Annotated in this window: 20 protein-coding genes; 4 read left to right on the top strand and 16 right to left on the bottom strand. The window is 70.9% G+C overall.

Features of this window, described 5'->3' with window-relative positions; genetic code table 11:
* Position 1: 1 nt before the first annotated feature.
* The 4 genes from IEW13_RS00330 to IEW13_RS00315 all read right to left on the bottom strand — a co-directional run bounded on the left by IEW13_RS00330 (position 2) and on the right by IEW13_RS00315 (position 4,933).
* A complete protein-coding gene (locus IEW13_RS00330; protein WP_188548937.1) occupies positions 2–1,129 on the bottom strand; it encodes a bifunctional 2-methylcitrate synthase/citrate synthase in 1,128 nt (375 codons plus the stop codon).
* 127 nt (positions 1,130–1,256) lie between these two features.
* Positions 1,257–2,162, bottom strand: coding sequence for a methylisocitrate lyase (gene prpB, locus IEW13_RS00325; protein WP_188548936.1), 906 nt, complete (start codon positions 2,160–2,162; stop codon positions 1,257–1,259).
* The gene (locus IEW13_RS00320) at positions 2,162–3,658 is read right to left on the bottom strand and encodes an MmgE/PrpD family protein (protein ID WP_188548935.1); all 1,497 of its coding nucleotides are present in this window, start codon (positions 3,656–3,658) and stop codon (positions 2,162–2,164) included. The genes prpB and IEW13_RS00320 overlap by 1 nt, the downstream gene beginning before the upstream one ends.
* A gap of 735 nt (positions 3,659–4,393) precedes the next feature.
* A complete protein-coding gene (locus tag IEW13_RS00315) occupies positions 4,394–4,933 on the bottom strand; it encodes a DUF4916 domain-containing protein (RefSeq protein WP_188548934.1) in 540 nt (179 codons plus the stop codon).
* A gap of 532 nt (positions 4,934–5,465) precedes the next feature.
* Here IEW13_RS00315 and IEW13_RS00310 point away from each other — a divergent pair.
* On the top strand, positions 5,466–6,341 hold the full coding sequence (locus tag IEW13_RS00310; protein WP_188548933.1) for a sulfurtransferase: 876 nt from the start codon (positions 5,466–5,468) through the stop codon (positions 6,339–6,341).
* Positions 6,342–6,361: 20 nt separating this feature from the next.
* On the opposite strand, the gene IEW13_RS00305 is transcribed toward IEW13_RS00310, so the two are convergent.
* Positions 6,362–7,459 (bottom strand): LysR family transcriptional regulator, encoded by a 1,098-nt coding sequence (locus IEW13_RS00305; RefSeq protein WP_188548932.1) that lies wholly within the window; start codon positions 7,457–7,459, stop codon positions 6,362–6,364.
* Positions 7,460–7,713: 254 nt separating this feature from the next.
* On the opposite strand from IEW13_RS00305, the gene IEW13_RS00300 reads away from it, so the two are divergent.
* Complete coding sequence (locus tag IEW13_RS00300; protein ID WP_188548931.1) at positions 7,714–8,874, top strand: NAD(P)/FAD-dependent oxidoreductase; 1,161 nt, start codon at positions 7,714–7,716, stop codon at positions 8,872–8,874.
* A 211-nt stretch (positions 8,875–9,085) separates the two neighbouring features.
* Complete coding sequence (gene amaB / locus IEW13_RS00295) at positions 9,086–10,624, top strand: L-piperidine-6-carboxylate dehydrogenase (RefSeq protein WP_188548930.1); 1,539 nt, start codon at positions 9,086–9,088, stop codon at positions 10,622–10,624.
* A 90-nt stretch (positions 10,625–10,714) separates the two neighbouring features.
* Here the strand turns inward: amaB and disA are convergent, their stop codons facing one another.
* From disA to IEW13_RS00275, 4 genes are all read right to left on the bottom strand, one after another.
* The gene (gene disA / locus IEW13_RS00290; RefSeq protein WP_268235158.1) at positions 10,715–11,830 is read right to left on the bottom strand and encodes a DNA integrity scanning diadenylate cyclase DisA; all 1,116 of its coding nucleotides are present in this window, start codon (positions 11,828–11,830) and stop codon (positions 10,715–10,717) included.
* A gap of 79 nt (positions 11,831–11,909) precedes the next feature.
* The gene (gene radA, locus IEW13_RS00285) at positions 11,910–13,301 is read right to left on the bottom strand and encodes a DNA repair protein RadA (RefSeq protein ID WP_188548928.1); all 1,392 of its coding nucleotides are present in this window, start codon (positions 13,299–13,301) and stop codon (positions 11,910–11,912) included.
* 341 nt (positions 13,302–13,642) lie between these two features.
* Positions 13,643–14,494 carry an aldo/keto reductase gene (locus IEW13_RS00280; protein WP_188548927.1) on the bottom strand — a complete coding sequence of 284 codons (852 nt, stop codon included), beginning with the start codon at positions 14,492–14,494 and terminating at the stop codon, positions 13,643–13,645.
* A gap of 157 nt (positions 14,495–14,651) precedes the next feature.
* A complete protein-coding gene (locus tag IEW13_RS00275) occupies positions 14,652–15,320 on the bottom strand; it encodes a hypothetical protein (RefSeq protein ID WP_188548926.1) in 669 nt (222 codons plus the stop codon).
* 484 nt (positions 15,321–15,804) lie between these two features.
* Between IEW13_RS00275 and IEW13_RS00270 the strand changes: the two genes are divergently transcribed.
* A complete protein-coding gene (locus IEW13_RS00270; protein WP_188548925.1) occupies positions 15,805–16,806 on the top strand; it encodes an iron-sulfur binding domain-containing protein in 1,002 nt (333 codons plus the stop codon).
* Positions 16,807–17,086: 280 nt separating this feature from the next.
* Here the strand turns inward: IEW13_RS00270 and IEW13_RS17790 are convergent, their stop codons facing one another.
* The 7 genes from IEW13_RS17790 to IEW13_RS00235 all read right to left on the bottom strand — a co-directional run bounded on the left by IEW13_RS17790 (position 17,087) and on the right by IEW13_RS00235 (position 25,880).
* Positions 17,087–17,971 (bottom strand): amino-acid N-acetyltransferase, encoded by an 885-nt coding sequence (locus IEW13_RS17790; protein WP_188548924.1) that lies wholly within the window; start codon positions 17,969–17,971, stop codon positions 17,087–17,089.
* A 10-nt stretch (positions 17,972–17,981) separates the two neighbouring features.
* On the bottom strand, positions 17,982–20,600 hold the full coding sequence (locus IEW13_RS00260; protein WP_188548923.1) for an ATP-dependent Clp protease ATP-binding subunit: 2,619 nt from the start codon (positions 20,598–20,600) through the stop codon (positions 17,982–17,984).
* Between the two features lie 268 nt (positions 20,601–20,868).
* Positions 20,869–21,207 carry a histone-like nucleoid-structuring protein Lsr2 gene (locus IEW13_RS00255; RefSeq protein ID WP_188548922.1) on the bottom strand — a complete coding sequence of 113 codons (339 nt, stop codon included), beginning with the start codon at positions 21,205–21,207 and terminating at the stop codon, positions 20,869–20,871.
* A 34-nt stretch (positions 21,208–21,241) separates the two neighbouring features.
* On the bottom strand, positions 21,242–21,475 hold the full coding sequence (locus IEW13_RS00250; protein WP_188548921.1) for a hypothetical protein: 234 nt from the start codon (positions 21,473–21,475) through the stop codon (positions 21,242–21,244).
* A gap of 38 nt (positions 21,476–21,513) precedes the next feature.
* Entirely contained in the window at positions 21,514–23,097 is a 1,584-nt protein-coding gene (lysS, locus tag IEW13_RS00245) for a lysine--tRNA ligase (RefSeq protein ID WP_188548920.1), read from the bottom strand.
* A gap of 117 nt (positions 23,098–23,214) precedes the next feature.
* Complete coding sequence (locus IEW13_RS00240; protein WP_188548919.1) at positions 23,215–24,141, bottom strand: Rossmann-like and DUF2520 domain-containing protein; 927 nt, start codon at positions 24,139–24,141, stop codon at positions 23,215–23,217.
* A complete protein-coding gene (locus IEW13_RS00235) occupies positions 24,138–25,880 on the bottom strand; it encodes a PH domain-containing protein (protein ID WP_188548918.1) in 1,743 nt (580 codons plus the stop codon). Before IEW13_RS00235 ends, IEW13_RS00240 begins: the two co-directional genes overlap by 4 nt.
* Positions 25,881–26,079 lie beyond the last annotated feature (199 nt).

Below are 26,079 nucleotides of genomic sequence, written 5' to 3'. Positions count from 1 at the left end.
GTCAGCCTTCGCGCGCCGGGACCGGCCGCTGGTCCACGCCGTTGTAGGCGCTCAGCGGCCTGATCAGGGCGTTGCTGGCCTGCTGTTCGAAGATGTGCGCGGTCCACCCGGTGATCCGGCTCATCACGAAGATCGGCGTGAACGCCTGCGTGTCGAAGCCCATCAGGTGATACGCCGGACCCGAGGGGTAGTCCAGGTTGGGGTAGATGCCCTTGCGGGAGACGAACTCCTCCTCGAAGGCGTTGTACAGGTCCAGCAGCTCCGTGGCGCCCTTGGCCTCGGCCATCGCCTCGAAGGCCTTGCGCATGGTGGGCACGCGGGAATCGCCGTTCTTGTACACCCGGTGCCCGAAGCCCATGACCTTGCGCTTCTCGCCCAGCGCCTTGTCCAGCCAGGGCTTGACGTTCTCCACCGAGCCGACTTCCTCCAGGGTCGCCATGACCGCCTCGTTCGCGCCGCCGTGCAGGGCGCCCTTGAGCGCGCCGATGGCGCCGGCCACCGCGGAGTACAGGTCCGAGGTGGTGGAGGTGATCACCCGGGCGGTGAACGTGGAGGCGTTGAAGGAGTGCTCGGCGTACAGGATCATCGAGATGTCGAAGGCGTCGACGGTGGCCTGCTCCGGCACCTCACCGAACGTCATCTTGAAGAAGTTCGCCGAGTAGCCGAGCTCCGGGTCCGGATCCACCGCGTCCAGCCCGTGCCGGCGGCGATGATCGAGCGCGACGATCGCGGGCAGCTGCGCGTACAGCCGCTCGGCCTTGGCCAGATTGGCCTCCGGCGTCTCCACCTCCGCGTCCGGGTCGAGTCCGCCGATGTACGCCACGGCGGCCTGCACCACGTGCATGGGGTGCGTGTCGGCGGGCAGGCTCAGGATGAGGTCCTTGACCTTGGGGTCCAGCGCGCGCTGGGCGCGCTCCCTGGCGGTGAACTCCTCCAGCTGCGAGGCCGTGGGCAGCTCGCCGTGCCAGATGAGGTAGGCGACCTCCTCGAAGCTCACGGCGCCGGCGAGTTCCTGCACCGGGTAGCCGCGGTAGGTCAGGGAGTTGGTCTCCTGCACGACCTTGGAGATGGCGGTCGTGTCGACGACGACGCCGGCCAGGCCCTTGTAGATCTTCTCGTCTTGCGTCATTGCAATGCCTCCTTCGTCACTGTGCCGCACCGCTGGAGCGCCGTGGCACCGGATGGCCGGTTCAGCCGTTCCCGCTCGACGCCCCCGCCCCGGCCCGCGTGGGCCGCGCGGCGGACGCCGTCGAGGGTCAGCGGTGGTTCTCCTGGGAGAAGTTGAACACGGCCGAGTCGAACTCGTTGTAGGCCTCGTAGTCGATCGCCTCGTAGAGGTCCGCGCGGGTCTGCATCTTCGGCACCAGGCTCTCCTGGGTGCCGGTCTCCCGGATGGTCCGAAGCCCTTCCGTGATGGCGCCCATCGCCAGGCGGAGCGTGGTGACGGGATAGATGACGAGCCGCACGCCGGCGTCGGCCAGCTGGCGGGTGGTAAACAGCTCGCTCTTGCCGAACTCCGTCATATTCGCCAGGATCGGCACGTCCACGGCCTTGGCGAAGGCCTCGAACTCGCTCAGATCGCGCATCGCCTCCGGGAAGATCAGGTCGGCGCCGGCGTCGGTGTAGGCCTTGGCCCGGTCGATGGCGGCTTCCAGCCCCTCCCCGGCGCGGGCGTCGGTGCGTGCGGCGATCACGAAGTTCGGGTCCCGGCGGCCCTTCGCGGCGGCGGAGATCCGCTTGACCATCTCGCCGGTGGACACGACTTCCTTGCCGTCCAGGTGCCCGCAGCGCTTGGGGTTCACCTGGTCCTCGAAGTGGGCGCCGGACAGGCCGGCGTCCTCGAGCACCTGCACGGTACGGGCCACGTTCATGGCCTCGCCCCAGCCGGTGTCGGCGTCGATGAGGGTAGGCAGGTTGGTCACGCCGGCGATCGCCCTGCCGTGCTGGGCCACCTCCGTGAGCGTGGTCAGCCCGATGTCCGGGAGGCCCTGCGCGGCGGAGAACGCCCCGCCGGAGATGTACACGCCCTCGAAGCCGGTCTGCTCGATCAGCTGGGCGTTGAGCGGGTTGATGGCGCCGGGGAACTGGACGATCTGATCACCGCCCAGCAGTTCCCGGAACTTCGCGCGGCGCTCGGCCGCGGTGGTGGTGGCTCCGAGCATCAGAAGATCCCCTTCGAACCTGTGTGCTCCAAGCCCTCGACCGCGAAGGACAGCTGGCGCACCTCCGTGCCGGAGAGCTCCGGCAGGCGCTGCACCAGCTCCAGGAAGCGGTCCTGCTCGGCCGGGGCGACGATCCCCTCGGCGAGGGTGCGGAACTTGCGGATGTAGTCCTCACGGGCGAACGGCTTGGCGCCCAGCGGGTGGGCGTCGGCGACGGCGATCTCGTCCTCCAGGACACTGCCGTCCTTGAACTCCACGACCACGCGGCCGCCGAAGGCGATCTCGTCCGGGTCGGTGGAGTGGTACCGCCGGGTCCATTCCGGGTCCTCGGTGGTGACGATCTTGTGCCACAGCTCGACCGTGTCCGGCCGGGCGGCGCGCTCGGGGGCGTAGGAGCGCTCGTGGTGCCATTCGCGGTCCTGCAGGGCGACCGCGAAGATGTACATGATCGAGTGGTCGAGGGTCTCCCGGGAGGCCGTCGGATCCATCTTCTGCGGGTCGTTGGAGCCGGTGCCGATCACGTAGTGGGTGTGGTGCGAGGTGTGGATGGTGATCTTCTCGATCGCGGAGACGTCCTCGATCTGACCGCCCAGCTTCCGGGCGAGGTCGATGAGCGCCTGGCTCTGGTACTCGGCGGAGTGCTCCTTGGTGTAGGTCTCCAGGATGGCGCGCTTGGCCTCTCCCGGACCCGGCAGCGGCACGGTGTAGCGGGCCTCGGGGCCGGAGAGGATCCAGGCGATGACGCCGTCCTCACCCTCATAGATCGGCGAGGGCGCGCCTTCGCCGCGCATGGCACGGTCCACGGCCTCCACGGCCATCTTCCCGGCGAACGCGGGGGCATGGGCCTTCCAGGAGGAGATCTCGCCCTTCCGGGACTGGCGGGTGGCCGTGGTGACGTGCAGCGCCTGCTGCACGGCCTGGTAGGTCACCTCGGTGGGCAGCTGCAGGAGAGCGCCGATGCCGGCTGCGGCGGAGGGGCCCAGGTGGGCGACGTGGTCGATCTTGTGCTCGTGCAGGCAGATGCCCTTGGCCAGGTCCACCTGGATCTCGTAGCCGGTGGCGATGGCGTTGACGAGGGCCTTGCCGCCGATGCCCTTGTGCTGGGCCACGGCCAGGATCGGCGGGATGTTGTCGCCGGGGTGGGAGTATTCCTTGGCCAGGAACGTGTCGTGGAAGTCGAGTTCGCGCACCGCCACGCCATTTGCCCAGGCGGCCCATTCGGGCGAGACGGTCTCGTGGACCGCCAGGCCGAAGACGGGCGCGCCCGGCTCGGTGGGATGCGCCTGCGCCTGCTCGCGGGCGTGCGTCGGGGCCGAACGGCGGACGGAGGCGGCGGCGACCGCCGCGTTGTCGATGATGCGGTTGATCACCATATCGGTGACCTCGGCCTCGACCTCGACGGGGTCGGTCGCGACGGACGCGATCTTCCAGGCCAGCTGCTCCTCGCGCGGGAGGTTCTCGGAGCTCTTGTAGGTCCGGACTTCGTGCTCGATCATGGGGTCTCCTTATGGGGTCGTGACGGTCGAGCGGGAGCGTCCTTTGCCTTCGACCTGCGGTCACCATTGGCCGAGAGCCCAAGACCACGGCTGGTCGCCCTGCCGCTCCTGTGCCGTGCTCACCCGGGTCCGGTAGGACCGGCGTGCACGGCACGGGTGTCTCCAGCTGCGAGATCCGTTCCTAGCTTATGCGCCACAGAACCCGGCACGGCAGCCGCGGAACGAAAAACCTTGTCATCAAGATACATTCTCCCCCTTGCGGGGGTGCCGGCGCCAGTCGGGATGCATCGCGCGGCCCGGAGACCGTCCGGGAACCGCAGTGCCACGCTCACAGCACGTCTCGCCGGCGGCACCGCAGCCCCCGGCTGGCAGCACGCCTCGCCCAGCGCCGCAGGCACGCCCCAGTGCCGCCTCATGGCGCGGGCACGCCCAGGCACGCTCCTCCGAGCGACAGCCGGGAACCCCAGCGCCTCGGCCGCCGGAAGACCGTCCGGGAACCGCAGTGCCGCGCTCACAGCACGTCTCGCGGACCCGGCCCGGCGCCCCAGTGCCGCCTCACGGCGCAGGCACGCCCAGCTTCCCACGGCTGTTTCCAGAATCCCCTCGTGATCAGCGGCGGGAATTCGAAACAGCCGTGGGAATTGCCCTCACGCTTCGATCGGTCGAGGCCGGCGACGCGGCGCTTCGGTCGCAGCGACCCGCTGTGTTTCAGGGCAGCTCGCCCAGATGCGAGTTTCAGGGCAGCTCGCCCAGATGCGCGAGCGCCTGGGCGAGGACACGGTCCTGTCCGTGCCGCATCTCCTCGCGGATGCCGTCGCTCATGACCTCGGCCGGACTGAGCCAGTCCAGGCTCAGGGCATCCTGGCGGGGCGTGCATTCGCCGCCCACGGGAAGGATGTAGCACAGGGCGATGGCGTGCTGCCGCGGATCGTGCAGCGCGGCCGCGCCACGGGTGGGGAAGTACTCGGCCACGGTGAACGGCTGCGGGGACACCGGCACCTGGGGCAGCGCCATCGGGCCCAGGTCGTTCTCGACGTGGCGCAGCAGCGCCGAGCGCACCGTCTCGTGATAGCGGATCCGCCCGCTGACGAGCTCGCGGCCCAGTGAGCCGTCGTCCATGCTGCGCAGCAGCAGGCCGACCTTCTCCAGCTGCCCGTCCGGCCCCACCCGGACCGGAACCGCGTTGACGTAGGCGATCGGCAGGCGGCGGCGTACCTCGTCGAACTCATCCGGCTCGAACCAGGCGTCGCCGTAGTCCAGTGCGGTTCTGCTCATGGCCGCGAATATACCGGAGCGGCCCGCGCAGCCCGGGGTTCCGGCGCGCCTGAAGCTCTGCGCCGGGTTCAGAACAAGCGCCGGGTTCAGAACAAGCACGGACGCCGGCGCCGGCCTCGGGAGCACGTGGCGAGACAGCCCGGAGGCCACTGCCAGGCTGGCTCGCTGCTTCACCCGGCTGGCGGGGGCACCGCATCGTGCTCACGACATCGCAGGCGATACTCGGGGCGACCTCCCCCGCGGCGCTCCCGTGCCGAGCACGCCTCAGAACACACCTCGCGGCAGGTCCCGCCCCCGGCAGCCACGGGGCGCCCCTGCGGACAAACACATCTCTCCTCGTGGCAGGTCCCGCCCCCGGCAGCCACGGGGCGCCCCTGCGGACAACGGCCCCGTGCACGTGCGGAACTTCCCTGACCCTTGGTTTCGTCTCGGTCTCGGCCAGAGACGCGTTCCGTGCACATGTGGAAGTCCCGACTCCGGCAGCCGCGGGCACCCCGGTCCGGTAGCCTGCAGGAGACGAAGGGAGTTCCGCATGAGCCTCACGAACGGGCCGGGCACCTCCGGCCACCTCATCACCCCCTCGGACCTGCACGCGCTGCTGCGCGAGGGAGCGCCCGTGCGGTTGCTCGATGTGCGCTGGCAACTGGGCAAGCCCGACGGCCGAGAGGATTTCGCCGCCGGGCACCTGCCCGGCGCGGTCTTCGTGGACCTGCCCACCGAACTCGCCGACCCCGGCGCCACCAGCGGCGGGCGCAACCCGATTCCGCCAGTGGAGCGCCTGCAGGAGAACGCGCGGGGATGGGGCATCCGCCCCGGCGACACGGTCGTCGCCTACGACGATGCCGGCGGGTCGTCGGCGGCCCGGGCGTGGTGGCTGCTGCGCCACGCCGGCCTGGAGGACGTGCGGGTGCTCGACGGCGCGCTGAGCGCATGGCGCGCCGCGGGCCTGCCGCTGGAGACCGGCCCCGGGCACCGTCCCGAACCCGGGGACGTGACGCTCCGGTACGGCGCCATGCCGGTGCTGGACGCCGATGCCGCCGAGGAGATGGCGCGCACCGGCGTGCTCCTGGACGCGCGGGCCCCGGAACGCTACCGCGGGGAGACCGAGCCCATCGATCCCGTCGCCGGCCACATCCCCGGTGCCGTGAACGCGCCGGGCGAAGGCAATCTGGGCCGGGACGGCGCCTTCCTGCCCCCGGAGCAGCTGCGCGAGCGCTACGCCGGCCTCGGCGTCACGGACGAGGCGCCGGCCGGCGCCTACTGCGGCTCGGGAATCCACGCGACCCACACCGTGCTCGCACTCGCGGTCGCCGGCAAGGAGGCGGCGCTGTACCCGGGCTCCTGGAGCGAGTGGTCCTCCGACCCGGACCGCCCGGTGGCGACCGGCGAGGAGCCGGGGGAGCGATAGGCCGCATCTCAGGCAGCGCCTCACTCCCAGGGGGCGGTCTGCACGAGGGCGTCCGTGACCGCGCCGATCCCGCGGCGCCCCGCATCGGCGGCCCGGGTGATCAGCACGATCTCCCGCATGGCCGGCACGTTCAGCGGGATGGTCACGAGGTCCCGCCGGACGGCGGCGGGCTGCATCCGGAGCATGAGCGGCGTTGCCAGGGTGATCCCCAGGCCGTCGGCCACCAGGCCGAGCGCGAGCGCGGAGTCCACGACGATGTGCCGCTCTGCCGGCTCCATGCCGTTGACCGAGCAGGCGATCCGGGTCGCGCGGCCGAAGGCGGTGTCGACCGGCGGGAGGATCCAGTGGGCGTCGGCCAGCCTGGCCCAGAGGAGCCGTTCAGCCTTGTCCGCGCCGCACGGTGCCGTCGCGCCGCTGCTTCCCTCCGCCGCCGGAGCCGCCTCGCCCGCGCCGGCGGCCGCGTCGTCGCCCGCCTGGGACGCGGTTGGCGCCGGTTCATCGGCCCGACCGCCATTGCCGTTCTTCACCGCCCAGCGAGCCAGCGGATGCGTGCACGAAGCCACCACGCTGAACTCCTCCCGGTGCACCGTCTGCGAGCGCAGCCCGCGCTGCGGGGCGCGCCGGGCGTCCGGGTAGTCGAGTGCCAGGGCCACGTCCACCGTGCCCTCCAGAACCGCCTGCGGGATGCCGTCCACGTCGATCTCACGGAGCCGGACCGCCGACGAAGAACCGTGCCGCTGGGTGAGCTGCGCCATCAGCGGAGCCGCGCAGGCCGCCGCCACCGAGCCGAAGACCCCCACCGTCACGGCCACCTGCGGGGACTCGCTCATCGGCGACATGGCCTCGCTGGCCCGCGCCTCCGCCGCTAAGATCGCGCGGGCGTGCTGCAGCAGCGTCTCCCCTGCCTCCGTCAGCCGCCGGTGCCTGCCGTCCTTGACGAAGAGCTCGTGCTGCGCGGCCTTGCGCAGCGCCGCCATGTGCTGTGACACCGCGCCCGGGGTGTAACCCAGGAGCTGCGCGGCGCGGGACATCGACCCGGCGTCGGCCACGGCCACGAAGGTCCGCAGCTGCGTCAAGGTCCAGTCCACGCGCACCCCCTGCATCGTCAGTTCGGCCATTCTCCGCTCTCCCCCTCCGCCACCCAGCCCGGCCGGGCCCGCGCGCATCCGCCGTCATCCGGCGCGCACGCACAGGGCTCGCTTCGACCGTCGCGCGCACCCGTCGCGCGCAGCGGCACTCCTCTCGCGTGCGCCCCGGCAACAGTTCAGTGAAGCTGATGGGTTCATTCACATTACATCGCTGGTGCTGAACACGCCGGCCGGGTTTCGATAGTGACACACATCACTACCGGCTCTGCTGAAGGGGGTGCCGCATGGAGCTGCCGGCAAGCGCCGAGGTCGTCATCATCGGGGGCGGGATCATGGGCCTGTCCATCGCTCATCGGCTGGCCGCTGACGGGGTCAGAGACGTCGTCCTGCTGGAGCAGGCTCAGCTCGGCTCGGGTTCCACCTGCCGGGCCGCGGGCGGGGTCCGCGCCCAGTTCTCGGATGAGATCAACATCGCCCTGGGACTGCGCGGGCTGGAGGTCTTCGAGTCCTTCGCACAGGACTTCGGCCAGGAGATCGACCTGAATCAGTGCGGCTACCTGTTCCTGATCGACGAGCCCGGGGCGCTCGCCAGCTTCGAGCAGAACGTCGCCCTGCAGAACAGCATGGGCGTGCAGAGCAGGATGCTCGATGCCAGCGAGGCGCGCCGGCTGGCGCCCTCTGCCGGCATGGACGTCCTGGGAGCCGCGTTCCACCCGCGCGACGGGCACTGCACGCCGGAGTCGGTCGTCCTCGGGCTGGCCGCGGCCGCCCGTCGGCAGGGCGTGCGCATCGTCACCGGCTGCCGCTTCGAAGGTGCCGGCGAAGCGGAGCCGGGATCGGGCCGGCGTGCGCTGCGCACCTCCGCCGGGACGATCCAGGCGGCCGCCGTCGTCTGCGCTGCCGGGGCGTGGTCGGCCGCCATCGGCGATGCCTTCGGCGTCCCGCTGCCGGTCCGTCCGCTGCGCCGGCAGATCCTCGTGACCGGCCCGCTGCCGGATCTGGATCCGGCGCTGCCCTTCACAATCGACTTCGCCACCTCGCTGTACTTCCACCGCGAGGGCGCGGGCCTGCTCATCGGAGCGCCGGAGCGGGAACCCACCTGGGGTTTCGAACCGCGGCGCAGCGACGAGTGGCTGGCCGACACCGCCGAGCTGATCGCCGAGCGCTTCCCCGGGCTCTCCGAGATCGATGTGGCTTCCGGCTGGGCCGGCCTGTACGAGATGACCCCGGACCACAACGCCCTGGTCGGCGAGCACGCCGACGACGACGGGTTCCGGTTCCTGTACGCAGCCGGGTTCTCCGGGCACGGCTTCCTGATGGGACCTGGCATCGGCGAGGTGATGGCCGATCTCTACGCGGCACGCCCGCCCTGGGTGGATGTGTCGGGTCTGTCCGCGGAGCGGTTCACCGAGGGGGTGGAACGGCCCGAGCTGAACATCGTCTGAGGCTGCCCAGTGGCCGGACCGGGCCGGGCCGTGGTGTCTGTGCCGAGCCGCCCTCTTCCGGCTCCGCCGCCGGCCGGTCCTCGCCAAGCCGCCGCGCTGCGTCCGATCGCCCCGGCGTCCGCGCGCCGCACGAGCCCCGCGCATTCGCGCACCCTGCATGAACCGCACCTGCATGAACCGTACGACCCGACAGACAAAGGAGACCGACATCATGGCCATTCCCACGACCGATGAGATCCGCAGCCGTGCCGCCGCCGCGCTGGCCGCCTGCGGCGCGGATCTGGACGCGCTCACGGCACGGCAGCCGGGCCCGGCCGGGAGCCTGCCGCTGCGCAGCCCCATCGACGGCGGGACGTTCGGCCAGCTGCCGGCGGACTCGCCGGACGACATCGACGCCACGCTCGATGCGGCGCAGCAGGCATTCCTGGCTTGGCGGCGGGTGCCGGCGCCCGAGCGGGGACAGCTCGTGGCCCGGTGGGGGCGGCTGCTGGCCGAGCACAAGGCGGACCTGGCCACGCTGGTGACCATCGAGGCGGGCAAGACTCCCTCGGAGGCGGCCGGCGAGGTGCAGGAGATGATCGATATCTGCGAGTTCGCGCTGGGCCAGTCCCGGCAGCTCTACGGCCGGACCATGCCCTCGGAGCGGCCCGGGCACCGTCTGATGGAGACCTGGCATCCGCTGGGGGTCGTCGGCGTCATCAGCGCCTTCAACTTCCCCGTCGCGGTGTACTCGTGGAACACGGCGCTCGCCCTGGTGTGCGGCAACGCGGTGGTGTGGAAGCCCTCGGAGAAGACGCTGCTGTCCTCACTGGCCGCCGATGCGCTGCTGGCGCGGGCCGCGCGGGAGGTCGGGGCTCCCGAGGGCCTGAACAGCGTGATCGCCGCGGGCGCCGACGGCGGCCGGCTGCTGGTCGACGATCCTCGCGTGGCGCTCCTCTCGGCGACCGGTTCGGTGCGGATGGGCCGCGCGGTGGGGCCCAGGGTGGCAGAACGCTTCGGGAAGGTCCTGCTGGAGCTCGGCGGCAACAACGCCGCCGTCGTGGCTCCCAGCGCGGACCTGGAGCTGGCGCTGCGCGGTGTGGTGTTCGCCGCCGCCGGGACCGCCGGCCAGCGGTGCACGACGCTGCGGCGGCTGATCGTGCACAAGGACATCTCGGCCGAGCTGACGGACCGGATCGTCGCCGCCTACGGCACCCTCGGCATCGGCGCCCCCGAGCAGAAGGGCGTGCTGGTGGGGCCGCTCATCGACGAGAACTCCCATCAGGCGATGCAGAACGCGCTGAAGGCCGCCGTGGAGCAGGGCGGCGAGGTGCTGTGCGGGGGGAGCCGGGTCCTGGCCGACGAGGCACCGGACGCCTGGTACGTCGAACCGGCGGTGGTGCGGATGCCCGGGCAGACGGAGATCGTGCGGGAGGAGACGTTCGCGCCGATCCTGTACGTGGTCGAGTACGAGGACCTGGACGAGGCGATCGCGCTGAACAACGAGGTCCCGCAGGGACTGTCATCGGCGATCTTCACCTCGGATCTGGCCGAGGCCGAGCGGTTCATCGAGGGGTCCGACTGCGGCATCACGAATGTGAACATCGGCACCTCCGGCGCGGAGATCGGCGGGGCGTTCGGCGGGGAGAAGGAGACCGGTGGCGGCCGGGAGTCCGGCTCCGACGCCTGGCGCGCGTACATGCGCCGGGCCACCAACACGGTCAACTACTCCGGGGAACTGCCGCTGGCGCAGGGCGTCGAGTTCCTCTGAGCTCTTCCAGCCCCCGGTCCCGGCTGCGGCTGCTGGCCCCGGTTGCTTCCGCCGGGCGCGAGCCGCAACCGGGGTCGAGAGGGCGCGCTGTCAGAACCGCTCGGCGTCGTGCCAGGCGAGCCTGGTGATGCCCTCGCTGATCAGCCGGGCGCGGTATTCCCCGACGCCCTCGATGACGCGCAGTTCCTCCAGGCCGGCCCGCAGCAGGGTCTGGAAGTCGTCGAAGTGTTCCACGACCCGCTCCATCACCGCCTCGGGCACCCTGCGCACCCGCTGGAGGAACCGGTAGCCCCTGGGTGAGACGGCCGCGTCCAGGGTCTCCGCGGTGGCCGGGATGCCCAGCGCCCGGGCGACCGCGGCCACATCCACCAGTTCGCTGCTGTCCAGGCTCGCCAGGATGGCTTTGACGCCCTCGACCGAGTGCTGCCGGGGAAGCTGGCCCAGGTAGTCGCGGATGAGCAGGGTCCGGGCAGTGCTGAACCCGCCGACGAGTTCCTCGTGCTGGAGCGTGAGCAGCCGGCCGTCCGTGCCGAGCTCGATGATGTAGGAGCTGATCTCCGCGGAGATGCGCCGCACCATCTCCTGCCGCTGGGCCACCTGCAGGACGTCGGCGGCGGTGGCCCGGCCTGCGATCTCCAGCGCGGTGAGGGCATCGGTCACCTCGTCCAGGCGGGTCTTGTACCGTTCCAGCGTGTCCAGCGCCTGATTGGCGTGGGCGAGGATCTTGGTGGTGTTCTCCAGGACGTGCCGGCGGTCGTGCACGTAGAGCTGGACGATCTGCATCGACTGGCTGACCGTGATGACGGGGAAGCCGGTCTGCTTGGCCACCCGCTCGGCGGTGCGGTGCCTGGTGCCGGACTCGCGCGTGGGGATGGACGGCGCGGGATGCAATTGCACCCCGGCTTTCAGGATCGTCCTGGCACGGCGGTCGAGGATCACGGCGCCGTCCATCTTGGCGAGTTCCCGCAGGCGCGTGCCGGTGAATTCCACGTCGATGGGGAAGCCGCCGGTGCTGATCGACTCCACGGTGGAGGAGGTGCCCAGCACGATGAGGGCGCCCGTGCCGCCCCGCAGGACGCGCTCCAGGCCGTCCCGCAGTTCCGTTCCGGGGGCGACGGCGGCGAGCGTCTGCCGCATGAGCTCCTCGGTCGCCTGCTGCGCCGAGAGGCTGCCCTCGGCGATGCCAGCCAGCAGAGTCGTGCGCACCTGTTCCCTCATCGTCCGTGGCGGGCGTCGCCCGCGATCGTGGTCTGTGCCTTGATTCCTCCGGGCGGGGTGCCCGCGCTCAGGCGTGATTCGAGTCTAGGGAGACGGACGGCGCAGTGTCGCTCAGCACGCCGGAATTGATCGCATCTTGTAATCTCTGCGCCTCGCGGACCGCCATGCCCCTCGGCTTGCGCGTGCCCTCCATGGCGCCGCGCGGGACGATCGCGTGGGTCACGCCCTGCCGGAACGCCTCGGAGAGCCGCGATTCGATGCCCGGCACGGTGCGGATCTCCCCGGAGAGGCTGATCTCGCCGATGGCGACGGTACGCCGGCGCGGCGGCTTCCCGCTCAGCCCCGAGACGAGAGCCAGGCACAACGCCAGATCGAACGCCGGCTCCACCGCCTTCGCGCCGCCCAGCGTCGCGGCGAAAACGTCCTTGCCCAGGATGTCCAGCCCCACGTGCTTGTTGAGCACCGCGAGGATCATCGCCGTCCGGGCGTTCTCCACACCGGAGACGGCCCGCCGGGGCGGCCCGGAGGCCGGCGGCGTCAGCAGGGCCTGCACCTCCACCACCATGGGGCGCCGGCCCTCCTGCGTCACGCCGAGGAACGTACCGGGACTGGGATCCTCGGTGGCGGAGAGGAACAGCCCGGAGGGGTCGGCGAGGCCGATGATGCCGTTCTCCGTCATATCGAAGCAGCCGAACTCGTCCGTGGGGCCGAAGCGGTTCTTCACCGCCCTGAGCGTGCGCAGCCGGGAGTGCTTCTCCCCTTCGAAGGAGCACACCACGTCCACCAGGTGCTCCAGCAGCCTGGGCCCGGCGACCTGGCCGTCCTTGGTGACGTGCCCGACCAGGAGGGTCGCCACGCCCTTGGACTTGGCGGCGCGGATGATGCCGGCGGCGACCTCCCGGACCTGGGTCACGCCGCCTGGCACGCCCTCGACATCGGCGGAGGCCAGGGTCTGCACCGAGTCGACGATGAGCAGTTCGGGCTGCTCCGCCTCGATCATGCCCAGCACGGTGCCCAGATCCGTCTCCGCCGAGAGGTACAGCAGGTCCGCCAGGGCGCCGATGCGCTGGGCACGCAACCGGATCTGCCCGGCGGACTCCTCGCCGGAGACATAGAGGACTTTCCGGCCGGTACGGGCGAAACGCGCGGCGACGTCCAGCAGCAGCGTCGACTTCCCGACCCCGGGCTCTCCCGAGAGCAGCACCACGGCTCCGGGCACGATGCCGCCGCCGAGCACGCGGTCCAGCTCGTCCACCCCGGTGCCGAGGGCCTGCGCCGTGTTGGCGTCCACCTCCGCGATGGGCTGCGCGGCGGAGGACGGGCGCACGGCGCGGGTGCGCGACTGGGTCACCCCGCCGGTCTCCGCCATCGTCCCCCAGGACTGGCAGCCACCGCAGCGGCCCACCCACTTGGGCGTGGTCCAGCCGCATTCGGAGCACAGGAACATCGTCTTCGCCATGATGCTCCACTCTAGAGCCGGGCACGGACATCACGCGGCGCTGCGTCCACGCCAGAGCTACCGCGCCGGCCAGGACGCGCTTCCCCGTGAGGTCGTGAATGCGGGCTGAGGGACCAGGCAACCGCACGACACGAACGCTGGGATCCGGCGGAACCGGCGCGCGCCGATCCCCGCCCGATGCACGATACAGGCACCGGATCGGACAGCGCCGCAGCCTCGCTCTCCTCGCCGCGCCTCCGGCGGACCGCGGGCCGGGAGCGGACCACCGTCAGCCGCCGCGCCTCCGGCGGACCACCGCTCCGGCGGGCCGGAAACGGACCGCAGCAGGCGTCAGGCGGGCGTCAGAACTCCTCGTGGGAGTTGGGGTCCAGGCCCGGGCTACGACCCTCGGGCGAGTCCAGCGCGGAGATGGCCTCGACCTCCGCCGCGCTGAGCTCGAAGCCGAACACGTCCAGGTTGCTCCGCTGGCGCTCGGGGGTGGCGGACTTCGGCAGCGGCAGCACGCCCAACTGGATGTGCCAGCGGAGGATCACCTGCGCCGGGCTCACGCCATGCGCCGCGGCCGCGGCCGCGACCGGCTCCTCGTGATAGGCCGGATTCCGCTTGCCCAGCGGCCGCCACGCCTGCGTGACGATGCCCAAGGTCGCATGGACCTCCCGCAGATGGGACTGGACGAAGTACGGGTGCAGCTCGATCTGGTTCACCGCGGGGACCACGCCGGTGGCCTCGATGACGCGTTCCAGGTGCTCGGGCTCGAAGTTGCTCACGCCGATGGAACGGACCAGCCCTCGCTCCTTGAGCTCGACCAGCGCGCGCCACGCCTCCACGTACTTGCCCGCGATGGGATTGGGCCAGTGGATGATGAGCGAGTCCAGGTAATCCAGGCCCAGCCGCATGAGGGACTCCTCGGTGGCGGCGATGGCCTTGTCGTACTCGTGATACCGGCCGGCGAGCTTGCTCTGGACGCGGTAGGCGCCGCGGTCGAGCCCGCTGGCGGCGAGGGCAGCGCCGACGGTGCCCTCGTTCTCATAGTTGTAGGCGGTGTCGATCAGGCGGTAGCCGGCCTGCAGGGCGTTGGAGACGGCCTCCGTGCCGCCGCGCCCGAAGAGGGGGTAGGTGCCGAAGCCGATCGCCGGGAGGGTCGTGCCGTCATTGAGCTCGATCCACGGCTGATTCTCTGCGAGAGCGCTCATGCGTTGATTCTACGCAGACCACCCGGCGTTCCGCTTCCGGTGGCACCAGCACAAGCGACCCTGCACGGGACATGGGCGCCAGCACCTCGCCCCCGGCCGGACACGCGCACCGCATACGCCTCGCCGCGCCTGACTCGCCACATGAGCCGGCGGGCGCTCATTCGAGCGTGAAGCTCACCGGTTCGCTCTCCGTCCGCCCGAGCACGACGACCAGTTCGTACTCACCGGGCCCGGCTTCCTCGTCGACGGCGGGGCAGCCCTGCTCGGACGGGATGCGCGGCCATTCCATCACGGCGCGCCGCTCCTGCTCGGGTTCGAACGGCTCCATCACCCGCGCCGTGTCGCGGTCGGCGTCCACGTCGTAGCAGTCCGCGGAACTCCACACCTGCTCGCCGTCGCGGTTGACGATGAACTCCTGCTGAGCGGTGCCGACGTCGATCAGGCAGGCCTGCTCGGCGTCCGTGGCCACGACCAGCTCCAGGGCGGGGTTCTCCCCCTCGGCGTATTCGCCCTTGTCGGTGCGGGCAGTCACCTGCACGCTGTCCTCCGCGCAGGTCTCGGTCGGCTCGGCCGCCTCACCGTCACCGGCCTCACCCTCGTCCTCGCCGGGTTCCGGGCTGGGCTCGGGGGTGGCCTCGGCGCTCTGCTCCCCTGCCTGGGCTTCGCCGGCGGCGTCGGCTTCCGCGACCGGCTCGGCGCCGGTTCCCTGGATCAGCCCGATGACGCCCCGCACGGCGAAGACGCCACCGGTGACCAGGCCAGCCAGTACGAGCAGGGCCAGGGCGCCGACGATGATCCGCCGGCGGATGTAGACGGACTTCGGCAACCGCGCGGGAGGACCGCCGGAGGGACGCCTCGGCCCCTGTGGTCCACCCGGACCGCCCGGACCGCCACGCCCATGACCGCCCGGGGGACGCCCGCCTCCCCCGGAGCCGCTGCGCGCGGCACTCGTGCGCGACCGGCCGGTGCCGCGGTTCGGTGACCGTGAGGGGCCTGCGGCCGTCTCGCCGCCGGCCGAGCGCGGACGCCGGCCACCCGCGCCCGAGCCGCCTTGTTGTCTGGGCTGCGCTTTCCCCAATGCCTTCCCCGGTGAGGCCGGGCGGCGCCCGGCGGCACGTCCCTCGGTCCCGCCCTCGGCGGCCCGGCTGCGCGGGGCGCGGTACGGCGCCGTATGGCGCGCCGGGTCACCCCCGGAGCGTGGTGCGCGGCGGGAGCGATCGGCGGAGGAAGGGGGCTGCGTCGTCATCTCGCTTCGACTGTAGATTGTTGCCAGCACAGCCACCTAACAGACACTCCGCAACAGGGACCGCATGCCGAACTCGTCAACGCTCAACCCGTCCGTCCGTTGGGACAGCCCCGGACCGGGAACCCTGCGACGGTGGCAGGCGCTGATCCCCGGGTGGTTCGCCGCCGAGGCCAGGGACCTTCCCTGGCGGCGGCCGGACTGCACCCCGTGGGGCGTGCTGGTGAGCGAGATCATGCTGCAGCAGACCCCTGTGGTCAGGGTGCTGCCCCGCTGGGAGGACTGGATGCGCCGTTGGCCGGCACCGGCGGACCTGGCCGCTGCGCCGACCGGGGACGTGCTGCGCGCCTGGGACCGGCTGGGGTACCCGCGGCGGGCGCTGCGGCTGAAAGAGGCTGCAGCCGCGATCACCGCACGGCACGGCGGGAAGGTTCCGGAGGACGAGGCGGAACTGCGCGCGCTGCCCGGCATCGGCGAGTACACGGCGGCGGCCGTCGCGGCCTTTGCGCACGGCCGGCGCAGCACCGTGCTGGACACGAATATCCGCCGGGTGCTGGCCCGCGCAGCCCGGGGAGAGGCCGCGCCGCCCCCGGCGCTCAGCCGCACCGAGTACCGGTGGGCGGCGGCCCTCGTCCCAGAGGACGAAGCGGTATCGGTGCGCTGGAACGCGGGTCTGATGGAACTCGGCGCCCTGGTGTGCACCGCACGCTCACCCCGTTGCACGGCCTGCCCGCTGGCCGCCGACTGCACCTGGCTGGCGGCCGGAAGACCGGGAGCCGAGGCACCCACCGTGCGCAAGCAGACGTGGCACGGCACCGACCGGCAGCTGCGCGGGGCGGTCCTGGCGGTGCTCCGCGCGGGTGACGCCGCAGTCCCGCGGGGGTTGCTCGTCTCCGGGCGGGAGGGTACGGCTTCGGTCCCGGAGAGCCTGACAGAGTCCCAGCTCGAGGCACTGGCCCGGCTGCGCAGACTGAACCCCGACCCGGCGCGGATGGACCGGATCGTGACGGGACTCATCGGCGACCGGCTGGCCCAGGAGAACCCGGAAGGCCTCACCCTCCCGGACTGACCGGGCCCTGCTTGAGGCGGGTTACCACGAGCTGCCCGTGACTGGGGCGCACACGGCCAACGTCTCAGGGCTCCCCATGCTCCACAAAGACCCGTTCGACCGGCTCCTCGTCGCTCAGGCCCGAGATGAAGGCGTCACGCTCCTCACCGCGGATGTCCACGTAGGCCGCTACGGCCCGCCTGTCCAGTTGGTCTGATCCCTCTCCCGGCGGCGGGCCTCAGCAGACGCCGGGATACCGGCGACCGGGTCCTGCCGGAGCGGAGCACGCCGGACGGGACGCTCAGAGGTACTTGAGCATGCGGCTGTTGCCGAGAGTGTTGGGCTTGACCCTTGCCAGATCCAGGAACTCGGCCACGCCTTCGTCGTGCGAGCGCAGCAGTTGCATGTAGACCTCCGGCTCGACCGGGGTACCCTCGATCTCCTCGAAGCCCAGGCGGGAGAAGAACTCCGTCTCGAAGGTCAGGCAGAAGATCCGCTTGACGCCCAGTTCCCGGGCGTCGGCGAAGAGCTGTTCCATCAGGGCCTTGCCGATGCCCAGCCCGCGGTACTGCGGGTGCGTGGCCACGGTGCGCGCCTCGGCCAGATCGCTCCACATCACATGCAGAGCCGCGCAGCCGACCAGAACCGGTGCGCCGTCGGCACCGGTCACCTCCGCGACGCGGAACTCCTGCACGCTCTCGTAGTAGGCCACCTTCTCCTTGGCCACCAGGAGGCGTGACTCCGCCATCGGCGCCACCAGATCGAAGATGCGGGGGATATCCGCGACGACGGCCTTGCGCACCGTCACCGGCTGTTCCGTCGCCGTGGCCGACGGCGCGTGCCCGGCCCGGCCGGCGGACGCCGGGGCGGTGACGCGGGAACCGGCACCGCCGGTCGCGCCGCCACCCCGGCGGAGGGGCGTCACCACGTGGTGTCCCCGGCCCGCGGGCCAGGACCCGGAGTCGTCTTCGTCGTCGGCCTCGTCGCCGGAGTCGGCGCCGGACGAACCCTCGGAGGAGTCCTCCGGCTGCGCTTTCTCGCCGGAGTCCTCGTCGGCGATGCGCCCGTCGGCGCCCGCCAGTTTCGTCTTATCCGCATCGCGGACCTTCGGCGGCCGTCCGGCCGCGGCGGACCGGGCCGCAGGGGAAACCCCCTGCGGCCCGGCCGGCCGTGTCGTCTCACCCATGACTACTCCCTCAGCCGACCTTGGCTGCACCGCCGGAGAGCCCGTCGTCGGGGCCGCCGGCCGCGCCGCCCTCACCGCCGTGCCCGGCAGCGCCCGCAGTGATGGAACCCCCGCCGAGCGCGCCACCGCCGGCTGCTTCGTCACCGGAGTCGGCACCGACGGCCACCGGGACCTTCTCCTGTTCCACGCCCTCGAAGGTGAAGCGGGAGTCCGTGCCGGAGCCCTCCACATCGACCTTCACGTGCTGACCGGAGTTCAGCTCGCCGAACAGGATGCGCTCGGAGAGCTGGTCCTCGATCTCGTTCTGGATGGTGCGGCGCAGCGGCCGGGCACCCAGGACGGGATCGTAACCCCGGTCGGCCAGGACGTTCTTGGCCTCCTGCGTGAGCGAGATGCTCATGCCCCGGTCCGCCAGCCGCTCGCTCAGCCGCTTGAGGAAGAGATCGACGATCTGGATGATCTCGTCCTTCTTCAGCTGCGGGAAGACGATCGTGTCGTCCACGCGGTTGAGGAACTCCGGCCGGAAGTGCTGCTTGAGCTCGTCGTTCACCTTGGCCTTCATCCGCTCGTAGTTGGTGGTGGTGTCACCCTCCACCTGGAAGCCGAGCTGCTGGCCCTTGGCGATGTCCCGCGTGCCGAGGTTGGTGGTCATGATGATGATGGTGTTCTTGAAGTCCACCATCCGGCCCTGGGAGTCGGTCAGGCGACCGTCCTCAAGGATCTGCAGCAGCGAGTTGAAGATGTCCTGATGGGCCTTCTCCACCTCGTCGAACAGCACCACGGAGAACGGCTTGCGGCGCACCTTCTCGGTCAGCTGGCCGCCCTCCTCGTAACCGACGTAGCCCGGAGGCGAACCGAACAGCCGGGAGACGGTGTGCTTCTCCGCGTACTCGGACATGTCCAGCTGGATGAGCGCGTCCTCGTCGCCGAACAGGAACTCCGCCAGCGCCTTGGCCAGCTCGGTCTTGCCGACGCCGGTGGGCCCGGCGAAGATGAACGAGCCGGAGGGCCGCTTGGGGTCCTTCAGCCCGGCGCGGGTACGGCGGATCGCGCGGGAGATGGATTTGACCGCGTCCTCCTGGCCGATGATCCGCTTGTGCAGCTCGTCCTCCATCCGGAGCAGGCGGGAGGACTCCTCCTCCGTGAGCTTGAACACCGGGATGCCGGTGGCCATGGCGAGCACCTCGGCCACGAGTTCCTCGTTCACCTCCGCGACGGTGTCCAGCCCGCCGGTGCGCCATTCGCGCTCCCGGTTCTCCTTCTGCTGGATGAGCTTCTTCTCCTTGTCGCGCAGACCCGCGGCCTTCTCGAAGTCCTGCGCGTCGATCGCGGCCTCCTTGGCCCGGCGCGCCTCGTCGATCTGGTCGTCGAGCTCCTTGATGTCCGGCGGTGAGGAGAGCCGGGCGATGCGCAGCTTGGCACCGGCCTCGTCGATCAGGTCGATGGCCTTGTCCGGCAGGTAGCGGTCGTTGATGTACCGGTCGGACTGCGTCACGGCCGCCGCCAGCGCACCGTCGGTGATGGTCACCTTGTGGTGTGCCTCGTAGCGGTCGCGCAGGCCCTTGAGGATCTCGATGGCGTGCGCCAGCGAGGGCTCGGGGACCTGGATCGGCTGGAAGCGGCGCTCCAGCGCGGCGTCCTTCTCGATGTGCTTGCGGTACTCGTCCAGCGTGGTCGCGCCGATGGTCTGCAGTTCGCCGCGGGCCAGCATCGGCTTGAGGATGCTGGCGGCGTCGATGGCGCCCTCGGCGGCACCGGCACCGACGAGGGTGTGGATCTCGTCGATGAACAGGATGATGTCACCGCGGGTGCGGATCTCCTTGAGCACCTTCTTCAGGCGCTCCTCGAAATCGCCGCGGTAGCGGGAGCCGGCCACGAGCGAGCCCAGGTCCAGCGTGTAGAGCTGCTTGTCCTTGAGCGTCTCAGGGACGTCGCCGCGGACGATGGACTGGGCCAGGCCCTCCACCACCGCGGTCTTGCCGACGCCGGGCTCACCGATCAGCACGGGGTTGTTCTTGGTCCGCCGGGACAGGACCTGCATGACCCGCTGCATCTGGTCGGTGCGGCCGATGACAGGGTCGAGCTTGCCCTCGCGGGCGGCGGCGGTCAGATTGCGGCCGAACTGGTCGAGCACCAGCGAACCGGAGGGAGTGCCCTCCTCGCGCGCTCCGGCAGCGGCCGGTTCCTTGCCCTGGTAGCCGGACAGCAGCTGGATCACCTGCTGACGGACCCGGCCGAGGTCAGCGCCGAGCTTCACCAGCACCTGGGCGGCGACGCCCTCACCCTCGCGGATGAGGCCGAGCAGGATGTGCTCGGTGCCGATGTAGCTGTGCCCCAGCTGCAGCGCCTCACGCAGCGACAGCTCGAGGACCTTCTTGGCGCGGGGCGTGAAGGGAATGTGACCATCGGGGGTCTGCTGGCCCTGGCCGATGATCTCCTGGACCTGCTCGCGGACCTGCTCGAGGGAGATGCCGAGCGACTCCAGCGCCTTGGCGGCGACGCCCTCGCCCTCGTGGATCAGGCCCAGCAGGATGTGCTCGGTGCCGATGTAGTTGTGCTTCAGGAGTTTGGCTTCCTCCTGTGCGAGCACGACGACTCGCCTGGCGCGGTCAGTGAACCGTTCGAACATTGCACCCTCCTAGAAGATTCTTTGATGCTAACCAGCCTGGGCCGCCGTGTATTGCCCGTTTCACTCTGAGCCGAAACCCGTAAGGAACAGCCCCCTCCAGTCGTCGTCCGTTCCGGGGTGCCCGGACCGGGCAGACGCAGTGAGGCGGCTCCCCGTCCGGGAAACCGCCTCATGCAGACCAGTGCCGGATCGGGGCTCGCCAGTATGGCGGCACCCGTCCGGCGCTCTTGTCAGCGTGTTCCGCTCTTGTCAGCGTGTTCTCAGTGGTTCAGTGCGCTGCCTTGTAGGCTTCCACGATCTCCTGCGGCACCCGGCCGCGATCGCCGATCTGGTAGCCCTGCTCGCGGGCCCAGGCGCGGACCTTGGTCAGGGAGCCGCCGCTGCTGCTGCCGCTCCCGCCGCTCTGCGTGCGACGGGCCCGGCTGCGCGCCGCGGACACCCGGCGAGCCTTGCCGAGGTACGGGGAGAGCGCTCCTCGCAGTTCCTCCGCGTGCTCCTGGGACAGGTCGATCTCGTAGTCCACGCCGTCAAGACCGAATCGGACGGTCTCCGCCGCCTCGCCGCCATCCAGATCGTCGATCAGGATGACTTTGACTTTCTGTGCCATATCGAAAAGCTCCTTGTGCTCGGGGTGCTGGTGCTCAGCGCGGAGTGTCCCGGCTGGTTTCCGCCGAATCAGGCGCACCAGCGAACCCGTCCGCGGCGTTTTCACCGCGGTCGGCCCCAGCCACCGGCCGGCCAGACTCCTCATTCCGGTAGAACTCCTCCATCGCGGCGCGCTCCTTGCGGTCGGCCATCAGGATGGAACGCATTACCAGGAAGAAGATGAGAGCGACGCCGATCGACGGCAACAGAACCTTCAGGTACTCCTCCACAGTCACCCCATTATTCACATAACGAACAGATAAAGCAATTACTCAGCCGGCTTTACGAGAGGGAACAGGATCGTTTCCCGGATTCCGCGTCCGGTCAGCGCCATGAGGAGCCTGTCGATGCCCATGCCCATGCCGCCGGCCGGCGGCATGCCGTACTCCATCGCCGCCAGGAATTCCTCGTCCAGCTGCATCGCCTCCTCGTCGCCGGCCTTGCCCGCCTTCGCCTGCGCCAGGAACCGCTCGCGCTGCACTACGGGATCGACCAGTTCCGAGTATCCGGTGGCGAGTTCGAAGCCCCGGACGTACAGATCCCACTTCTCGACGACACCCTCCACGCTGCGGTGCGATCGGGTCAGAGGAGACGTGTCGAGCGGGAAATCTCGTACGAAGGTGGGCGCATGGAGCCTATCCGCGTAGAAGTGCTCCCACAGCTCCTCCACCAATTTCCCATGCGAAATGAAGACCCCGCTCAGGTCCACATCCAGCCGGGCGGCGATTTCCTCCAGCCGGGATACCGGCGTGCGCGGGGTGATTTCCTCGCCGAGCTCGGCGGAAAGAGACTCGTACATCCCGATCCACTCCCACTCGCCGCCGAAATCGTACTCCGTTCCGTCGGCAAGGGTAACGCGAAGCGAACCACATGCCTCGAGCGCGGCATTCTGAATGAGCTGCTTCGTCAGTTCCGCAATGGAGTGATAGTCACCGTAGGCCTGGTACGCCTCCAGCATCGCGAATTCGGGCGAGTGCGTGGAGTCTGCGCCCTCGTTGCGGAAATTGCGGTTGATCTCGAAAATACTTTCCAGCCCGCCGACCAGGGCGCGCTTGAGGAACAGCTCCGGCGCGATCCGCAGGTAGAGGTCGATGTCGTAGGCGTTCATATGCGTGACGAACGGCCTGGCCGCGGCGCCTCCGTGCAGCGTCTGCAGCATGGGCGTCTCGATCTCCAGGAAGCCCTGCTGCTCGAACGTCCGGCGCAGGCTGCTGAGCACCTGCGGCCGCAGCCTGGCGAGCCTGCGCGCCTCGTCGCGCACGATCAGATCGACGTAACGCTGCCGCACCCGGGCCTCCTCGGACAGCTCGGCGTGCAGCACCGGGAGGGGCCGTAACGCTTTCGCGGTCAGCTGCCAGGAATCGGCCAGCACCGAGAGCTCCCCGCGCTTAGAGGCGATCACCCTGCCGCGGATGAAGACGTGGTCGCCCAGATCCACGTCTTCCTTCCACTGATCCAGACGCTCCTTGCCGACCTCGGCGAGGCTGAGCATCGCCTGCAGGCGGGTGCCGTCACCCTCCTGCAGCGTGGCGAAGCACAGCTTGCCCGTATTGCGGACGAAGACCACGCGGCCGGTCACGCCGACGACGGTGTCGGTCTCCTGCCCCGGATCCAGATCGGGATGCCCGGCGCGCACCTGCGCGAGGCTGTGCGTGCGCTCCACCGCGACCGGGTAGGGATCCTCGCCGCGCTCCAGCAGCCGGGCGCGCTTGGCGCGCCGGATCCGCAACTGCTCGGGGAGGTCGGTCTCAGCGGAGGCAGCCGCATCGGCGGCGTTCCGGGCCGCCGGAGCGGTCTGCGCTGACGGGGCGCTGGGCACGCGGCCGCCACTGGGGTCAGGGGTGTTCGACATACGTCCTAGGCTACTTCACCGCGGCCCGGCACCTCCGACGGCTGAGAGCCAGCTCACCCCGCCTGCGGAGGCACCGTCTCGCGGCGGCACCAGCGCCGCCGCGCACGATGCCGGCGGTCAGCGCCGGCTGCCCGGATCCGCCAGGACCTCTAGCAGGCGTTCGGCCGTCTCCGGGGTGATCCGGCCGGTCTGCAGTGCCGCCTGGGCGGTGGCGCGGGACATCTGGCGGTAGGCGTCCAGGATCTCGGTGCTGCCGTCCTGGGCGGCCTGCTCCGCGAGGGCTTCCAGATGCGCTTCGACGGTGCTCACGTCCCCGCGGGACACCGGGCCGGTGAGGGCTTTGGCGCCGCTTTCGAGCGTGTTGCGCACGCTCGCGGTCACCAGCGCGTCCAGCACCCGCGAGGGCTGGTCGACGCCGAGTGACTCCAGGGTCCGCATCGCCTGGGACAGCACCGTGACGACGTGATTCGAGGCGTGGCAGATCGCCGCGTGATACAACGCGCGGTCCGCTTCGGCGAGGATCACCGGCTCGGCGCCCATCTCCACCACGAGCGCCTGGCCGATCGGCAGGACCGGCTTGGCGGCGGTGACGCCGACGGTGGCTTCGCGCAGCCGCGGCAGGTCGATGCTGGTGCCGGTGAAGGAGAGGGAGGGGTGGAAGGCGATGGTGATGGCACCGGCCTCCGCGGCCGGCCGCAGCACCTCGGTGCCGAACCTGCCGGCCCAGTGCGCGACGATCTGCCCCTCCTGGAAGTGCCCGCCCTTGGCGAGCCCGGAGACCAGCGGCCCGATGGCGTCGTCGCTGACGGTCACCATGAGCAGCTCGGCGCGCTCCACGATCTCCGGGATCTCCAGCACCGGGACGCCCGGGAGCATCGCATCGGCGCGTTCCCTGCTGGCCTCGCTGGTGGCGGAGACCCCGATCACGGCGTGCCCGGCTCCCCGCAGCGCCGCGCCGATGACGGCGCCGACGCGGCCGCAGCCGATGATTCCCGCTCCCAGCCGCGTCGAGTCCCGGCCAAGCCCGTCCTGTGTGCTGCTCATCGGTCCATTTCCTTCCGTGCCAGGCGCGTCCGTTCGGCGTGCTGCGCGAAGAGCGCCGCGGCGGCGCGCACGTCCAGATTGCGGGCCACCGGCTTCAGCGGCCCCGTGGTGGAGTGCAGGTGCACATTCGCCAGACCCAGCACCCGCTGCAACGGGCCCTGGGTGAACGCCATCGACTGCACCCGCGGATGCGGCACCCACACGGACCGCCGGCCGATGCGCCCCTCGCGCCAGACCAGGACGGTGCCGGTCACGGCGACGCCCATCCGGCGGCGCTGGGCCGGGTTGACCCAGCGAGCGCTCTCCGGCACCGGCGCGAACCAGTCGTCGGGCCCCGGGCTGGTGTTGGCCGCGTCCAGCAGTTCGGCGCCGCGCTCGGTGCCGGGGTCGGGCAAGGCGAGCGCCATCAGGGCCAGCACGTCCTCCCGGCTGCCGACGGGCAGGATCACGCTGGAGGCGCCGCTGACCTCGGAGGTCTTGGTCCCGGCGATGTTGAAGCGCACCTCCCACCATCCGGTTGCGCGCCAGAGCAGCGGCTGGCTGATGCCGATCGCCTGCAACCGCTCCAGTGGAACGATCGTCCGGCGCGTGCTGGTCAGGCCGCGGCTGACGAGGACTCCGTCGGGCGTGAGCTGCACGGAGAAGTTGGCCAGCTCGGTGAAGCGGCCCCAGGCCGCGGCCAGGCCACCCAGGATGCCCAGGAGCGCGGGAATGGCGACCGGGCCGGCCAGGACCGTGACCACGGGGACGACCGCCACGGCCGCCGCGGTCAGGATCAGGGTGTCGCCGCGCCAAAGCGTAGAGGCCAGGACCCGGCCGGTGGGGACGTAGAGGAGACGCCCGTCGTGGCCGAGCTCGCGCCGGGCCTGATAGCCCTTGAGAAGCTGATTGAAGCTCGCGCTGAGATCGTCGATCCCGGCGCCGGCGGCGGTACGGAGCTGGCTGAGCGCGCGATGCTCGGGCGAGGATTGCGCCGGCATCCCGGCGGGAGCGCCTGCGGTGGCGGCGTTCCCCGGCCCGGACGGTCCCGGCCCGTCGGGATGAGCGGACGATGATCCAGCGGAGGCGGGAACGCCCGGTACCCCGAGATCGCCGGCACCCGGCGCCTCTGATGTCCCGGAGCCCTGCGGACTGTGCTGGCCCTGTAAGCCGTGCGCGCCGGGGCCGCCCTGCCGAGCGGCTTCCCGCTGGGAGCGGAGTTCCCGCACCCGGGCGAGCAGTTGATCCCGGAGGCGCAGCGCCTCGTCTTTGGCGAGGAACTCGATGGCGATCTCGGAGTCGTCCCCGCCGGCCACGTCGAAGGTGAGCGAGGACAGGTTCAGCAGCCTCGCCAGGAGCGGCTGCGCGATGTCGATCGACTGAACGCGGTCCAGCCGCGCGGTGCGATGGCTCCGGTTGAGCAGGCCCTTGCGCAGGCTCACGGATTCGGCGTCCACGCGGTATCCCATGGACCGCCACAGCAGCCACGAGCCCAGCCCGACGACGAGCAGGACGAGCAGCAGGGCGCCGATGAGCACGAGCGGCCACAGCGGGAACGAGCCGATGAACTCGAAGACCTCGCCTTCCCCGACGCCGGTGACGATGTCGACGAGGGTGTTGAACCCGAACGTGATCAGGCCGCCGATGACGGCGACGAACGCCAGCCATGACCGCACGAAGGGCGTGAAGGGATGGACCCGCCGCCACTGGCCCGGTGGATCGGCCTCGAAGCGCACCGGTTCCCGCGGCGGCACGGGCACCTGCCGCTGTCCCCGCTGGGGCGGCACGGGCGGTGACCCGTGGGCCGGGGCGGCACCCGGGGCCAGAGGCCGCCCGCCCTGCGGCGGCGGTGCGTGGTAGGGAGGCCCGCTCTGCGGGCCGGAGGCTGCGCCGTAGGTCGCTCCGCCTTGCGGGCCGGCCGCGGGCACGGGCGGCGGGATTGCCCCGTAAGGCGGAGCT

Origin of the sequence: Sediminivirga luteola, assembly GCF_014639315.1 — a bacterium.
Taxonomy (GTDB): domain Bacteria; phylum Actinomycetota; class Actinomycetes; order Actinomycetales; family Brevibacteriaceae; genus Sediminivirga; species Sediminivirga luteola.
The sequence above is the reverse complement of the archived record's forward strand: the minus strand, read 5'-3'. Positions and strand labels throughout refer to the sequence as shown.

What these genes read in the sequence shown, in the direction of transcription:
- IEW13_RS00330 (WP_188548937.1), bottom strand. Translation starts at nt 1,129, where the DNA reads ATGACGCAAGACGAGAAGATCTACAAGGGCCTGGCCGGCGTCGTCGTC.
- prpB (WP_188548936.1), bottom strand. Translation starts at nt 2,162, where the DNA reads ATGCTCGGAGCCACCACCACCGCGGCCGAGCGCCGCGCGAAGTTCCGG.
- IEW13_RS00320 (WP_188548935.1), bottom strand. Translation starts at nt 3,658, where the DNA reads ATGATCGAGCACGAAGTCCGGACCTACAAGAGCTCCGAGAACCTCCCG.
- IEW13_RS00315 (WP_188548934.1), bottom strand. Translation starts at nt 4,933, where the DNA reads ATGAGCAGAACCGCACTGGACTACGGCGACGCCTGGTTCGAGCCGGAT.
- IEW13_RS00310 (WP_188548933.1), top strand. Translation starts at nt 5,466, where the DNA reads ATGAGCCTCACGAACGGGCCGGGCACCTCCGGCCACCTCATCACCCCC.
- IEW13_RS00305 (WP_188548932.1), bottom strand. Translation starts at nt 7,459, where the DNA reads ATGGCCGAACTGACGATGCAGGGGGTGCGCGTGGACTGGACCTTGACG.
- IEW13_RS00300 (WP_188548931.1), top strand. Translation starts at nt 7,714, where the DNA reads ATGGAGCTGCCGGCAAGCGCCGAGGTCGTCATCATCGGGGGCGGGATC.
- amaB (WP_188548930.1), top strand. Translation starts at nt 9,086, where the DNA reads ATGGCCATTCCCACGACCGATGAGATCCGCAGCCGTGCCGCCGCCGCG.
- radA (WP_188548928.1), bottom strand. Translation starts at nt 13,301, where the DNA reads ATGGCGAAGACGATGTTCCTGTGCTCCGAATGCGGCTGGACCACGCCC.
- IEW13_RS00280 (WP_188548927.1), bottom strand. Translation starts at nt 14,494, where the DNA reads ATGAGCGCTCTCGCAGAGAATCAGCCGTGGATCGAGCTCAATGACGGC.
- IEW13_RS00270 (WP_188548925.1), top strand. Translation starts at nt 15,805, where the DNA reads ATGCCGAACTCGTCAACGCTCAACCCGTCCGTCCGTTGGGACAGCCCC.
- IEW13_RS17790 (WP_188548924.1), bottom strand. Translation starts at nt 17,971, where the DNA reads ATGGGTGAGACGACACGGCCGGCCGGGCCGCAGGGGGTTTCCCCTGCG.
- IEW13_RS00260 (WP_188548923.1), bottom strand. Translation starts at nt 20,600, where the DNA reads ATGTTCGAACGGTTCACTGACCGCGCCAGGCGAGTCGTCGTGCTCGCA.
- IEW13_RS00255 (WP_188548922.1), bottom strand. Translation starts at nt 21,207, where the DNA reads ATGGCACAGAAAGTCAAAGTCATCCTGATCGACGATCTGGATGGCGGC.
- lysS (WP_188548920.1), bottom strand. Translation starts at nt 23,097, where the DNA reads ATGTCGAACACCCCTGACCCCAGTGGCGGCCGCGTGCCCAGCGCCCCG.
- IEW13_RS00240 (WP_188548919.1), bottom strand. Translation starts at nt 24,141, where the DNA reads ATGAGCAGCACACAGGACGGGCTTGGCCGGGACTCGACGCGGCTGGGA.